The 13,117-nt window shown below is 45.6% G+C and carries 13 protein-coding genes and 1 riboswitch; of the genes, 11 read left to right on the top strand and 2 right to left on the bottom strand.

What is annotated here, in order from left to right:
• The first annotated feature begins 47 nt into the window (after positions 1-47).
• From resD to ACWJJX_RS11470, 4 genes are all read left to right on the top strand, one after another.
• Positions 48-770: a DNA-binding response regulator ResD gene (gene resD / locus ACWJJX_RS11485; RefSeq protein ID WP_003153397.1), complete on the top strand. Its 723-nt coding sequence runs from the start codon at positions 48-50 to the stop codon at positions 768-770.
• Positions 767-2,548 carry an ATP-binding protein gene (locus ACWJJX_RS11480; protein WP_070082049.1) on the top strand — a complete coding sequence of 594 codons (1,782 nt, stop codon included), beginning with the start codon at positions 767-769 and terminating at the stop codon, positions 2,546-2,548. Before resD ends, ACWJJX_RS11480 begins: the two co-directional genes overlap by 4 nt.
• Positions 2,549-2,738: 190 nt before the next feature.
• Complete coding sequence (sigX, locus tag ACWJJX_RS11475) at positions 2,739-3,323, top strand: RNA polymerase sigma factor SigX (RefSeq protein WP_003153399.1); 585 nt, start codon at positions 2,739-2,741, stop codon at positions 3,321-3,323.
• Positions 3,298-4,359, top strand: a complete 1,062-nt coding sequence (locus ACWJJX_RS11470) for a sugar dehydratase (RefSeq protein WP_278071936.1) — start codon at positions 3,298-3,300, stop codon at positions 4,357-4,359. Before sigX ends, ACWJJX_RS11470 begins: the two co-directional genes overlap by 26 nt.
• A gap of 46 nt (positions 4,360-4,405) precedes the next feature.
• Here the strand turns inward: ACWJJX_RS11470 and serA are convergent, their stop codons facing one another.
• Entirely contained in the window at positions 4,406-5,983 is a 1,578-nt protein-coding gene (gene serA, locus ACWJJX_RS11465) for a phosphoglycerate dehydrogenase (RefSeq protein ID WP_077722535.1), read from the bottom strand.
• 205 nt (positions 5,984-6,188) lie between these two features.
• Positions 6,189-6,323, top strand: a riboswitch (FMN riboswitch).
• Positions 6,324-6,469: 146 nt separating this feature from the next.
• Here serA and ACWJJX_RS11460 point away from each other — a divergent pair.
• The gene (locus tag ACWJJX_RS11460) at positions 6,470-7,042 is read left to right on the top strand and encodes an ECF transporter S component (protein ID WP_003153402.1); all 573 of its coding nucleotides are present in this window, start codon (positions 6,470-6,472) and stop codon (positions 7,040-7,042) included.
• A gap of 143 nt (positions 7,043-7,185) precedes the next feature.
• On the opposite strand, the gene ACWJJX_RS11455 is transcribed toward ACWJJX_RS11460, so the two are convergent.
• Positions 7,186-7,434: a ferredoxin gene (locus tag ACWJJX_RS11455; RefSeq protein ID WP_003153403.1), complete on the bottom strand. Its 249-nt coding sequence runs from the start codon at positions 7,432-7,434 to the stop codon at positions 7,186-7,188.
• 268 nt (positions 7,435-7,702) lie between these two features.
• On the opposite strand from ACWJJX_RS11455, the gene ACWJJX_RS11450 reads away from it, so the two are divergent.
• From ACWJJX_RS11450 to ACWJJX_RS11425, 6 genes are all read left to right on the top strand, one after another.
• Complete coding sequence (locus ACWJJX_RS11450; RefSeq protein WP_454022991.1) at positions 7,703-8,761, top strand: helix-turn-helix domain-containing protein; 1,059 nt, start codon at positions 7,703-7,705, stop codon at positions 8,759-8,761.
• Complete coding sequence (locus ACWJJX_RS11445; protein WP_077722533.1) at positions 8,754-10,244, top strand: RecQ family ATP-dependent DNA helicase; 1,491 nt, start codon at positions 8,754-8,756, stop codon at positions 10,242-10,244. Before ACWJJX_RS11450 ends, ACWJJX_RS11445 begins: the two co-directional genes overlap by 8 nt.
• A 14-nt stretch (positions 10,245-10,258) precedes the next feature.
• The gene (locus ACWJJX_RS11440) at positions 10,259-10,846 is read left to right on the top strand and encodes a CPBP family intramembrane glutamic endopeptidase (RefSeq protein WP_025649801.1); all 588 of its coding nucleotides are present in this window, start codon (positions 10,259-10,261) and stop codon (positions 10,844-10,846) included.
• Positions 10,824-11,594, top strand: coding sequence for a LysM peptidoglycan-binding domain-containing protein (locus ACWJJX_RS11435; RefSeq protein WP_069013357.1), 771 nt, complete (start codon positions 10,824-10,826; stop codon positions 11,592-11,594). Before ACWJJX_RS11440 ends, ACWJJX_RS11435 begins: the two co-directional genes overlap by 23 nt.
• A gap of 68 nt (positions 11,595-11,662) precedes the next feature.
• On the top strand, positions 11,663-12,121 hold the full coding sequence (locus ACWJJX_RS11430) for a YpbF family protein (protein ID WP_007409443.1): 459 nt from the start codon (positions 11,663-11,665) through the stop codon (positions 12,119-12,121).
• A gap of 86 nt (positions 12,122-12,207) precedes the next feature.
• Entirely contained in the window at positions 12,208-12,996 is a 789-nt protein-coding gene (locus ACWJJX_RS11425; RefSeq protein ID WP_017418049.1) for a metallophosphoesterase, read from the top strand.
• Positions 12,997-13,117 lie beyond the last annotated feature (121 nt).

The following is a 13,117-nucleotide window of genomic DNA, read 5'->3' as shown; positions in this document are numbered from 1 at the left end:
ACAGTTTGTTAAAATGAAAGTAACAGAAGGAAAGCAGGGGGAAAACGATGGATCAAACAAATGAAACTAAAATATTAGTAGTAGATGATGAAGCCAGAATTCGACGCCTTTTAAGAATGTACCTTGAACGGGAAAACTATGTGATTGAAGAAGCGGAAAACGGAGACGAGGCCATTAAAATGGGGCTGGCATCAGATTATGATCTGGTGCTCTTGGATTTAATGATGCCGGGAACGGACGGAATAGAAGTATGCCGGCAGCTCAGAGAAAAAAAAGCGACCCCGATTATCATGCTGACGGCAAAAGGGGAAGAAGCCAACCGCGTCCAGGGATTTGAAGCGGGTACGGACGATTATATCGTCAAGCCTTTCAGCCCGAGAGAAGTGGTGCTTCGGGTAAAGGCGCTTTTAAGAAGGGCTTCCCAAACATCTTATCTGACAGCCAATACCCCGACAAAAAATGTGCTCGTCTTCTCGCATCTATCCATTGATCACGATGCTCACAGGGTGACTGCGGACGGCACGGAGGTGAGCCTCACGCCGAAGGAATATGAACTGCTGTACTTTCTGGCGAAAACACCGGACAAAGTGTACGACAGGGAAAAGCTTTTAAAAGAAGTGTGGCAGTATGAATTTTTCGGAGACCTCAGAACAGTGGACACTCATGTCAAACGGCTCCGTGAAAAATTAAATAAAGTGTCCCCGGGAGCGGCGAAAAAAATCGTCACCGTCTGGGGAGTCGGATACAAATTTGAGGTAGGCGCTGAATGAAGTTTTGGAAAAGCGTAGTAGGAAAGCTTTGGTTTACCATTCTTTCACTCGTGTTAATTGTTTTATTTATTTTAACGGTGCTGCTTCTGGAATTTATAGAAAATTACCACGTTGAAGAAGCGGAAAAAGATTTAACGCAGCTTGCCGATAAAATTGCGGTCATAATAGAAAATCATGAAGACCAGCCGCTTGCCAGATCCATCACGTGGGAACTGGCGGACAATTTAACGAGCATCGCGATCATTCAGGATGATAAGCATGTCTGGTATTCGCCCAATGACGATAATCATTTATCCTCTATTACATTAGAGCAGATTAAACATGACCGGGATCTGCACAAGGCGCTGACAGACCGCAATAAAGTAAGCAAACGCGCGGTCCCCAAAAATGCCGGTTCGGATAACGAACGGCTGATCGTCGGAGTGCCCTATGAAAAAGACGGCAAAAAAGGCATGGTCTTTTTATCCCAATCGCTGCTTGCCGTCAAAGATACGACGAAACATACGACACGGTATATTTTTCTTGCGGCGGGCATTGCCATCGTCTTGACAACGTTTTTCGCGTTCTTTTTATCCAGCAGGGTGACATATCCCCTTCGGAAAATGCGGGAAGGCGCCCAAGACTTGGCGAAAGGAAAGTTTGATACAAAAATTCCGATTCTGACCCAAGATGAAATCGGGGAACTGGCCATTGCCTTTAATCAGATGGGACGGCAGCTCAATTTCCATATTAACGCGCTGAATCAGGAAAAAGAACAGCTGTCCAATATTTTAAGCAGTATGGCAGACGGGGTCATCACCATTAATATCGACGGCACCATTTTGGTGACCAACCCGCCGGCCGAACGTTTTCTGCAGGCATGGTATTATGAGCAGAACATGAACATTAAAGAAGGAGACAACCTTCCCCCTGAAGCAAAAGAGCTATTTCAAAATGCAGTGAACACGGAAAAAGAGCAAATGATTGAAATGACGCTTCAAGGAAGGTCATGGGTTTTATTGATGTCGCCTCTTTATGCGGAATCACACGTCCGCGGCGCCGTGGCCGTGCTCCGTGATATGACCGAAGAGCGCAGGCTGGATAAATTGCGTGAAGACTTCATTGCCAATGTCAGTCATGAGCTCAGAACCCCGATTTCTATGCTGCAGGGATACAGTGAAGCAATAGTGGACGACATTGCAAGCACCGAAGAGGAGAAAAAAGAAATCGCGCAGATCATTTATGATGAATCTCTTCGCATGGGCCGGCTTGTCAATGATTTGCTGGATTTGGCCAGAATGGAATCCGGACATACGGGCCTGCGCTATGAAACGGTAAACCTGCATGAATTTCTGGAGAAGATCTCCCGCAAATTTTCCGGGCTAGCGAAGGAAAAAGGCGTTTCGCTCACAGAGGACATCTCGGTGTCTCAGCCGGAGTGTGTCTTTGACGAAGACAAAATGGAACAGGTGTTTACCAACCTTATAGATAATGCGCTGCGCCATACGGAGTCAGGCGGAAGCGTTCATATCGCGGCTCAGACCGTAAAAGACGGACTGAAAATCGATATCAAAGATTCCGGCTCGGGAATACCGGAAGAGGATCTGCCTTTTATTTTTGAACGTTTTTATAAAGCGGACAAAGCAAGAACAAGAGGCAGGGCGGGGACCGGACTCGGACTCGCCATCGTAAAAAATATCGTGGAAGCCCACGGCGGCTCAATTGCGGTTCACAGCAGCATCGACAAAGGGACGACGTTTACATTTTATATTCCGACAAAAGTGCAGGATGACGTCTGAAATTGACGAACAATCTTGTTCCATACGAAACACCCGCATGTTCTGCGGGTGTTTTTTGTTTGTTTCTCCTTTAAAAATTTAAGAATATGTTAATATAAATTCCCTTCCAAATTCCAGTTTCTCGTAATATAGTTGTAATGTAACTTTTCAACGCATTTTTACGACAAAAAAGTGAACGGAGGGGTTTCCCATGGAAGAAACCTTTCAGATATTATACGATGCATACCATCAAGATTTATATCAATTTTTATTTTATATGGTAAAAGATAAGTCGCAGGCTGAAGATTTGACGCAGGAAGTGTATATCCGCGTCTTGAATTCCTATCATACATTTGAAGGAAGAAGCAGTGAAAAAACATGGCTGTTGTCCATCGCACGCCATGTGGCGATTGACTGGTTCCGCAAGCAGCAGACGATCAGACAGCGTATTATGGGTACGTTTGATTGGGATACACAAGATGTCAGAGATCAGCATTTGCTTCCGGACGAACTCGCCGTACAGCATGAAAATGTCCGGGAAATTTATACCGCGCTTGATCATTGCACCATTGATCAAAGAGCTGTTATTATCTTGAGATTTATTCAGGGATATTCCATTCAGGAAACAGCCGCCGCTCTCCGCTTCTCGGAAAGCAAAGTCAAAACGACCCAACACAGAGGGCTCAAAATACTTCGGAAACAGATGGAGCTTTTGAGGGAGGAGCTAATGGATGATGAAGTCATATTGGAACGAAGAAAGAGTAGAGGAGTTGTTAAGACAACTTCCGGCGGTTAGAGATCATCGTTCACCCGAGGCCATTTACCGGAATATTGAAACGGGTAAACCGTACAGGAAAAAACCGGCCCGAAGCTGGATCGGCCCCGCCGCAGCCGGCATCTGCGCATTGTGCATCGCTCTGATTATTTCTCCTCACCTGATGACAAACAAATCTGCCGGTGATCTTACAGCTGACAGCGGTCAAGCTGAAAAAGCCAGTCAGTCAGCTGCTGTCAAGCCGGATCAGAAGACGTTTGTCGTTTCTAACGAAAACAAAAACAATTACATTACTTTGGCGTTTGCCGATTCAGATACATCCGCCGTCATTCCGGTCAGTTTTGAAAAAAAGAAGCCTGACGAATCGGTTTCAGAGGCATTATCTGATGCAGAAAACTTAGAAGTGCCCGAATCTTTCCTTTCTGTGCCGAACCTTTTGGACGGTGTGCAGGTAACTGCGGATAAGAAGGATTTGCTTGTGCAGGTAAACGGACGTCTTTCTATCGAATCAGCTGCCGATGCTGACTTATTGAAAAAGATGCTGAAAGAGACTTTGACATGGAGTCCTTACGAGCGGATTAAATTGAAAAAGGTTCAAAACGGAGCCGGACAGGATTTTTATAAATCTTACGGCATTTCCGCTGAGATGTCCGTACATAAACAGACAAACCGGGCGTATTTTTCTTACAGCGACAGTCTGGGACAAGAGTATCTCATCCCGTCTGAACAAACCTATTATTCAGTATATCAGGCTATTGACGGGATGAAGACAACAGACGGAGGCTCACAGACCGCGAGCATTATAGAAGCAGATGCGATTGCATCGGTATCGGAAAGGGAAGACGGCGAGCAGCTGCGGATCCAATTGGCCGAAAAACATAAAGTTGAAGATTCGCTGGAAGGCATTTTAATGATCGAAGGGCTTTTATTAACCGCGAAGGAATTCGGTTATTCTGAGGTGCTGTTCACACATGCGCACGCAAAGAAAATCGGTAATTATGATGTGACAAAACCTATTGCTGTGCCTGCCGCGCCTAATCCGCTTCCGACCCATTAAACGTAAAAAAACCCAAAACATTCATATGTTTTGGGTTTTCTGTTGGTTACGGAAGGTCAATCAGTTTAACGGAAACAATATCCTGAACTGAAGTCAGCTCATTGACGACTTTATCATCTAAATGTTTATCAAAAGAAAGCATCATAATGGCTTCTCCGCCTTTTTCTTTACGGCCTACCTGCATGGTAGCGATATTGATATCGTTATCGCCGAGGATGCGTCCGACGCGTCCGATTACACCAGTCGTATCCTGGTGCTGGATATAAACGAGGTGGCCGGCAGGATTTAAGTCAATATTAAAGCCGTTCAGTTCAACGATTCGTTCACCGAAGTGAGGGATATACGTAGCCGTTAACGTAAATGTGCTCCGGTCTCCGGTTACTTTTACGCTGATGCAGTTATCATATCCTGATTCATTGGAGGAAATCTTCTCGCTGAAGCTGATACCGCGTTCTTTTGCTACACCGCCGGCGTTCACTTCATTGACCGTTGAGTCTACACGCGGTTTTAAGAAACCGGACAGCAGGCTTTTTGTAATAAATGATGTTTCAAGTTTGGCGATGGTGCCTTCATATTGAATCGCAACATCTTTGACGGGTTCCTTCATACATTGTGACACGAGACTTCCGATTTTATCGGCAATTTGGTGATAAGGCTGGATTTTTTTGAATTCATCTTTCGTCATCGCAGGCAGGTTGATCGCTGACATGACAGGCAGACCTTTTGCAAACTGCAGCACTTCTTCAGAAACCTGTGCCGCGACATTCAGCTGTGCTTCTTTCGTTGAAGCGCCTAAGTGAGGTGTGGCGATCACCAGCGGATGGTCGGGAAGCTTTGATTCAACTGGCGGTTCCACTTCAAACACGTCAAGGGCAGCGCCTGCGACATGGCCGCTTTCCAGCGCTTCCAAAAGCGCCGCTTCATCAATAATGCCGCCTCTTGCGCAGTTGATAAGACGGACGCCTTTTTTCGTTTTGGCAATGGTTTCTTTGTTAAGCAGTCCCTTTGTTTCCTTTGTTAAAGGCGTGTGGACGGTAATGATATCTGCGCTTTCAAGCACTTCTTCGAATGTCCGGCTGTTTACGCCGATTTTGCCGGCTCTCTCTTCGGTTAAGAAAGGATCGAATACATGAACCGTCATACCGAACGCTCTGGCGCGCTGGGCAATCTCGCTTCCGATCCGGCCCAGACCGACAATGCCTAAAGTCTTTCCGTAGAGCTCCGCTCCGACAAAAGCCGTCCGGTTCCATTCTCTTGATTTTACTGAGATATTGGCTTGCGGGATGTGTCTCATTAATGAAGAAATCATCGCGAATGTATGCTCTGCCGTTGAAATGGTGTTTCCATTCGGCGCGTTTATCACGATAACTCCATGTTTTGTGGCCTCATCAATGTCGATGTTGTCTACGCCGACACCGGCTCTGCCGACGATTTTTAAAGAAGTCATCTTTTTAAACAATTCTTCGGTTACTTTTGTGGCACTGCGGACTAACAGGGCATCAAAGGTATGTAATTCATCTTCTGCATCCGCGACGTTTTTTTGAACAATTTCTATAAAGTCTGATTCCATCAGCGGCTTTAAGCCGTCATTGCTCATCTTATCTGAGACCAAAACTCGAAACATTGTTAGATTTCCTCCTAGTTTAGCTGACTAAATATCTGATAATTTATCATATTCTTAATAGAGTGTCAATGTGTATTGACGCAGTAAAGGAGAAAAGGAAGCCGATAATTCAGTTAAAATGGGCTTCATCAATATTTTATATAAAATTGAGCAGTTCTCTATACAATTACAATTTGATCATATATAATGTGAATAAATTCATAAGATCAATCTTCGGGGCAGGGTGAAATTCCCTACCGGCGGTGATGAGCATCACGCTCTAAGCCCGCGAGCTGCTTCGGCGGCAGGATCCGGTGAGATTCCGGAGCCGACAGTATAGTCTGGATGGGAGAAGATGGAGGTTCAGCAGACGTTTTGATGCTTATATCAAACGTTTCTTTGCCAATCCTTAGTAAGCTCCCGCTTTTTAACAAAAGCGGTTTTTTTATTGGGGCGCAAAGAACCTTTCCACTTTTCGAGAGATTTGATCGAAAAGGAGAGAGCATTGTGAAAGTAAAAAAATTAGTTGTCATCAGTATGCTTAGCAGTATTGCGTTTGTGCTTATGCTGTTAAATTTCCCGTTTCCGGGGCTGCCGGATTACTTGAAAATTGATTTCAGTGACGTTCCTGCAATTATCGCCATTTTGGTTTACGGGCCTGCGGCGGGGATTGCGGTTGAAGCGATTAAAAATATTCTGCAGTATATCATTCAAGGAAGCATGGCCGGCGTGCCTGTCGGGCAGGCAGCCAATTTTATCGCGGGAACGCTGTTTATTCTGCCGACGGCGTTTATGTTTAAAAAGCTTAATTCTGCAAAAGGGCTTGCAGTGAGCCTGCTGGCCGGAACCGCGGCGATGACCGTGCTGATGAGTATTTTGAACTATATTCTTATCCTGCCCGCGTATACTTGGTTTTTACATTCACCGGCATTGTCAAACAGCCAGTTGAAAACGGCGGTTGTCGCAGGAATTCTGCCGTTTAACATTGTAAAAGGCATTATCATCACCATCGTCTTTACGTTCATCTTTACGAAGCTGAAACCTTGGATTGAACAAAAACGCAGCATCCAAACACAATAAAGGCTTAAAGCGTCCGCTCTGTGAAGAACAGCCGGGCGCTTTTTTTGTTTGTGCTGATCGGCAAAAAAATAAGACTCCGGCCGATAACAGCCGGAGTCTTATTCAGGACGAAAAAGCAAGCTCCTCTCACGGGGAGGGCTTTTTTATTCGTATTTCAGCGGATCGCCTTCGAACGGTTCATCCGCAACTTTGATTGAATCAGTAGGGCATCCTTCAAATGCGTCAATCATATCTTCTTCCAGAACTTCCGGAACTTCGACGACACCTTTATTTTCGTCAAGCGTAACGAACGCAATGCCTTCATCATCATAATCATAAATGTCTGGTGCCGCAGCTCCGCAGGCGCCGCATGCAATACACGTATCTTTATCTACAATTGTGTACTTTGCCATGAATAAAACCTCCCAGATTGTTCGTGTTGGAACAAATGGTTTACCTTATATATTTTTAAATATAACACCTATTCCTCTTACTTATTGTAATGATGTTAGTGTCAAATTTCAACAGAAAAATGATTGAGAATGCTTATCACATAAGGGATTCTCTTTAGCACTTCCCCCTAAAAGATGACTTTAAACGTCAAATTTATATGAAAATCTGTTAAAATAAAAAGAACCAAAAAACGAAACTTGTCACAAAAGAAATGTAGGTGTGTTTAGATTGGCGATAAACTACTTTGATACCGTGGTTCTCGACTGTCTGGACAAAATAGACGGCGAACGGACTCCGAGTGCTGTGTTTCATTTATTAAAAGGAAAAAAGTCGTCTCAAACCATTCAGGATGCCGGCTTATTTCAGATCGCTAAATATTTCGGCATGGCTTCACAGTGTGAACGCGGCGATATTGCTGCTTCTTTGCATAAACTCACCGAGAACTCATACATTACAGCCGGAAAAGAAGAGGGAACGTGGAAAGTGACTGCGCGCGGCGTTCAAAGGCTTGAACGGGCGTTTGCCGAGCGGCCTTGGCCGAAGCACTGCCACGGCGCGAATTATCAAACGCCTGCCGTCACTCTGTGGAGGCGGCTTTCCCTGCTCATTCAAGTCCTGTCAAACAAAGAGCATCAATGCAGTCAATATATCCCGGTTACCAACGATGTGCAGACGCTGAGATGGGTCAAATGGTTCATGCGGAAAAACAGAGATGCTAAAGAGCTTTCCATCCAAATGCATGACGCGCTGTTTCAGCTTCTGCAAGGCGTAAGTGAACGGCAGGCGCTTATTTTTGTCTATTCTTTAACTTCATTCAACAGAATCGGCAAAACGAATAAGCAGCTCGCTCTCCAGCTGAACGAAGATGAATGGTATGTGTCCGTCCAGTTTTGGGGAGCGGTACATTATGTTATTCAATCGCTTCCGCAATGTGCATATCCCGCTCTGCGCGAGCTGTTGTCCGATCTGCAGGCGGAAAGCGCGCTGACACAGTCTGCCAGAAAAACCTTTGAGCTGTTGGAAAAAGGGTTTCCGATTGAACGGATCGCCGCGGTCAGAAATTTAAAAACCGCCACAATCGAAGACCATATCGTAGAAATATCATTGCATCAGCCTGCATTTTTTATAGAACAGTATCTTTCTGAAGAGGAACAGCGTATGATAACGGCATTTGCAAAAAAGCATCAAACAAATAAAATTAAACGGATTCGCGAAGGAATGCAGATGCGCTTCAGCTATTTCCAGATCAGGCTGGCGCTGGCAAAGACGGTGAATCAGCATGACTGAGCTGCATAAAGCTTTATCCAGGTATTTTGGTTTGCATTCCTTTAAAAAAGGGCAGGAAGAGATTATGACTAGCGTGCTCCAAAAAAAGGATACGATCGCCATGCTTCCGACCGGCGGGGGGAAATCATTATGCTATCAGCTCCCGGGTTACATGATGGACGGGCTGGTGCTGATTATTTCACCGCTTCTTTCATTAATGGAAGATCAGGTGCAGCAGCTGAAAGCAAAAGGAGAAAAGCGGGTTGCGGCATTAAACAGCATGCTGAATTCCGCAGAGCGGCATTTTATTCTCAGCAACATCAGCCGGTATAAATTTCTCTATATGTCTCCTGAAGCCCTTTCTTCACCTTATGTACTGAACCGTTTGAAAAACGTTTCGGTCAGTTTATTTGTTATTGATGAGGCTCATTGCATATCAGAATGGGGACATGATTTCAGGCCTGATTATTCGAAGCTCGGGCCTTTCAGACAGGCACTCGGAAAGCCGCCTGTATTGGCGCTGACCGCAACAGCGACAAAAGAAACGCTCAGAGACGTGACGGATGTGCTCGGACTTGAGCATGCTGTGCGTCATCTTTATTCAGTCAACCGGCCGAATATTCTCCTGGCGGCAGAACATTTGGCTGATAATGCCGAAAAAATAAGCAGGCTCACGGAGCTTGCCGAAAAGCTTGAAGGCCCGGGTATCATATATTGTCCGACCAGGAAATGGGCGGAAGAGCTTGCGGCTGAGCTGAATGAAAAAACAGGAAAGCGGACGGATTATTATCACGGCGGAATGGATACAGGGGACAGAATCTTGATCCAGCAGCAATTTATCCATAACCAGCTTGATTGCATCTGCTGTACCAATGCGTTCGGCATGGGTGTGGATAAGTCAGATATCCGCTTTGTCATTCACTTTTATCCTCCCCAAACGGCCGAGGCCTTTATGCAGGAAATCGGCAGAGCGGGACGCGACGGCAGCCCGAGTGTCAGTATTTTGCTGAGGGCGCCCGGCGATACCGAGCTTCAGCAGCAGATTATTCAGACAGAAAGCCTGTCTGATTATGATCTGGAAGGCATTCTGGCCGTCATACGGGATGCCGGTACGGGTGATGAGCGAAAGCTTCGGGACGTTCTGATCAATAAGGGCGTTCAGGAAACACAGGCGCGAACGGCCGTCCACCTGTATCTGCAAGGAAAAACCACAAAAGAGCAGCTGCAGGAAGAACTGACATACCGCGTGGAAAAGAAGCTGCGTAAAATGAACCGTTTTTCGGCGTTATTAGAGCGGAAAGAATGTATAAGAGAAGCGCTGCTGTCTTATTTTGATGAATCGTATGAGCCTGAAGGTCAAACCGGACAATGCTGCAGCAGCTGCGGACTTGATCTGGCTCCGTACGAGCAAAAAGGAGAACGGAAAAACATGGAACGGTTTGAAGATTGGAAGCTGGAATTAGGCCGGATTTTCGGTTCAGAGTCTGCGGGTGAGTTCAGCTGAGACGGCAAAGCGAATTGATCCAGCAGCTCTCAGACCGGGAGATTGTGATACAGCTGTATGCCACCCAATTGCTCATATTGGCAGTTTCAGCTGTTATCGGCTTTTTCTTTTTCACCGACATTCACGATTTTTTAAAGCTGTGGCATATACGTGACGATAATATCATATGGTACGGTGTAACTCTTGCCGTCCTTGTCATTTTTGCCGATCTGGCGGTGATGAAATGGTGTCCTTCGCATTTATATGATGACGGCGGCATTAATGTATTGCTTTTTAAGAACAGGCCGGTTCTGCACATTTTATTTTTGACGCTTCTCATTTCGTTCAGCGAAGAGATTTTGTTCAGAGGCGTTCTGCAGACACATATCGGCTTATGGGCCGCCAGCTTCATTTTTACCGTGCTTCATTTCAGATACATGGCGAAGTGGCTTCTGTTTATGATGGTTGCGGGCATCAGTCTTTTGCTGGGGCTTATCTATGAATGGACCGGCAATTTATTCGTTCCGGTTACAGCGCATTTTATTATTGATGCGGTATTTGCCTGTCAGATCCGTTTTCAATATGTTAGGAGGGGTTTCTATGACGGAAATGTCAAGAGTTGAAAGAAGAAAAGCTCAGCTGCGTGCCGAGCAGCAGGTTGCCGCGGCCGCGGATGAACAAATTGAATATCTTGAAGACAGCCTCCCGACAAGACAATCTGTAAAAGAGGAGCGTAAAAAAAAGGAAGAGCAGGTGAAGGAAAAAACCAAAACAAAAACGCCGCTGTTCACTTTTCTGACCGTCCTGTTCATTATCGTAACAATCGGTGTCTTTTTCGGTCTTCTTTATATGACGAACAGCAGCAGATTTGACCCGAAGGACTATGAAGATGTCTTCATTGACCACAGTGAAAGCGCGCCTGCCGTTATTCCGAAAGGCGCTCAGAAAGATACGTCAGAAACCGCTCTTTTAGAACAACCGAAAAAAAAGTCTGACGACAAAGATAAGAAAGAAGCGGCTGCATCTGAAAAAACAAAAGAAAAACCAAGTGAAAAAACACCTGAAAAAACGGAAACGTCCTCAGAAAAACAAGTAAAGCCGACAGACACCGAATACGCGGAGACAAAACAGCAGTCTCCGCCGGCTGTCCGTGAAAAAGCGGCTCCGGCTGCCGCAAGTGATCAAGCCGGGACTGTCCCGAAAAAAGTGCGGACCGTACAGCATACTGTACAGCCGAAAGAAACGCTTTACCGCATTTCAATGAAATATTATAAAAGCCGGGCGGGCGAAGAAAAAATCCGCAGCTACAACGGATTAAACGGAAACGACGTGTACACCGGCCAGGTTCTGAACATTCCGCTGTCTGATTAAAATAAATGCATGTTTTCACCGCGTTTTTCATATAGTGTACCAATGAAAACGGACAAGGTGTGAAGCGCATGGATTCTTTATGGAAGCAATTAGACCGATTTGCTGACGGACCGACGAAACAAATGCTTCAGGCGCTGGTGAAACGGAAATTAAAATACGAAAATTATGCCGCACAATGCCGAAGATGGCAGTGGGCGTCCCTCGTTTGTTTTTCCCTGATGTGCATACTGCTGATGTTTAAAAGCTTTAACGCCCCCCAAGCCTCTCCGCAGCTGATTCTGCAGGAAATATTAGGCCATACGGTTTATTTGTGCTGGATTATGGCTTCCGCTTTTGCGTATTGCACTTCTTATTATTTTAAAAAAAAGGAAGAAAAAGCTGAGGGTGAATTTCATAAACTGAGATGTGAAATTATCCAAAAAAGCACGGATTTATGGCCCCAGCCTGAAAAATGGAGGGCGAGAGAATCTGTTTTTCACTTGATGAAACATCGGTATGATATCAATCTTTATTTTGAAAGCAAATAAAATGAGGCGTTTTCCGGAAAGGATAGAAACGTCTTTTTTTGTTTGTCCGTCTAATGTAAGACAATGACAGAATGGAGAGTGCGTTTATGAAGCTTACAGCGGGAATTCTCGGCACATTGGCGGGAGCGGCTGCGGTTATGGCGGCCGTCATGTACAAAACGGCAAACGGCAGCCATTTGAAAACACATACATTTACGCTTGATAAAATGAAAGGGATGAAGCCGCTCACCATCTTCTTTATATCTGACGTGCACCGCCGTTTAATTGATGAAAAGCTTCTCCGCGAAGCGGCAGTTTATAAGCCGGATGCCGTTTTGCTCGGCGGTGATTTGGCGGAGGGCGGAGTTCCTTACGCCAGAATTGAAGAAAACATCAAACGTCTGACGGCTCTCGCGCCTGTCATTTATGTGTGGGGAAATAATGATTACGAGGTCAGCCAGCAAAAATTGCTCTCACTTTTACGGGCATACAAAGTGATTCCGCTGAGAAATGAATCGGTTCAGTTTGCTTATAAAGGGGAAACCGTTACGATCTGCGGGGTGGATGATATCAGGATGATGATGGATGATTACGAATCTGCAATCAGATATACGGATGCTGACAAAGTAAACCTCCTGCTTTGCCATAATCCTGACATCCATGAGCAGATGAGGGAGTCAGACGGGATTGACGCTGTGTTCAGCGGCCATACGCATGGCGGCCAAATCCGTTTCGGCCGGTTCGGGCCGTATGAATTGGGCGGGACGGGAACGGTAAAAAAAGCGCATTACCTGATCAGCAACGGCTACGGGACGACAAAAGTTCCGCTGAGGCTCGGGGCGAAGCCGGAGACGCATATGATTACGCTGTGCGGACCGGATGAGCCGTTTTCCTGAAACAAATCCGGCCGCGGTGATAAAAAACGGCATTCTGCTTGTCTTCCCGCTGTACACGGTGTAAACTGATAACAAATTAAGAACCTATGACTCATTTATTCATATACTGTGTTATATGATT

The sequence above is a fragment of the Bacillus sp. YH3-2-B2 genome, from assembly GCF_053663335.1.
Note: the sequence above shows the minus strand (reverse complement) of the source record. Positions and strands in the feature narration are given on the sequence as shown.

Excerpts from the sequence above, each read along its gene's own strand:
- resD (WP_003153397.1), top strand. The coding sequence starts at position 48 with ATGGATCAAACAAATGAAACTAAAATATTAGTAGTAGATGATGAAGCC.
- ACWJJX_RS11480 (WP_070082049.1), top strand. The coding sequence starts at position 767 with ATGAAGTTTTGGAAAAGCGTAGTAGGAAAGCTTTGGTTTACCATTCTT.
- sigX (WP_003153399.1), top strand. The coding sequence starts at position 2,739 with ATGGAAGAAACCTTTCAGATATTATACGATGCATACCATCAAGATTTA.
- serA (WP_077722535.1), bottom strand. The coding sequence starts at position 5,983 with ATGTTTCGAGTTTTGGTCTCAGATAAGATGAGCAATGACGGCTTAAAG.
- ACWJJX_RS11455 (WP_003153403.1), bottom strand. The coding sequence starts at position 7,434 with ATGGCAAAGTACACAATTGTAGATAAAGATACGTGTATTGCATGCGGC.
- ACWJJX_RS11445 (WP_077722533.1), top strand. The coding sequence starts at position 8,754 with ATGACTGAGCTGCATAAAGCTTTATCCAGGTATTTTGGTTTGCATTCC.
- ACWJJX_RS11435 (WP_069013357.1), top strand. The coding sequence starts at position 10,824 with ATGACGGAAATGTCAAGAGTTGAAAGAAGAAAAGCTCAGCTGCGTGCC.
- ACWJJX_RS11430 (WP_007409443.1), top strand. The coding sequence starts at position 11,663 with ATGGATTCTTTATGGAAGCAATTAGACCGATTTGCTGACGGACCGACG.
- ACWJJX_RS11425 (WP_017418049.1), top strand. The coding sequence starts at position 12,208 with ATGAAGCTTACAGCGGGAATTCTCGGCACATTGGCGGGAGCGGCTGCG.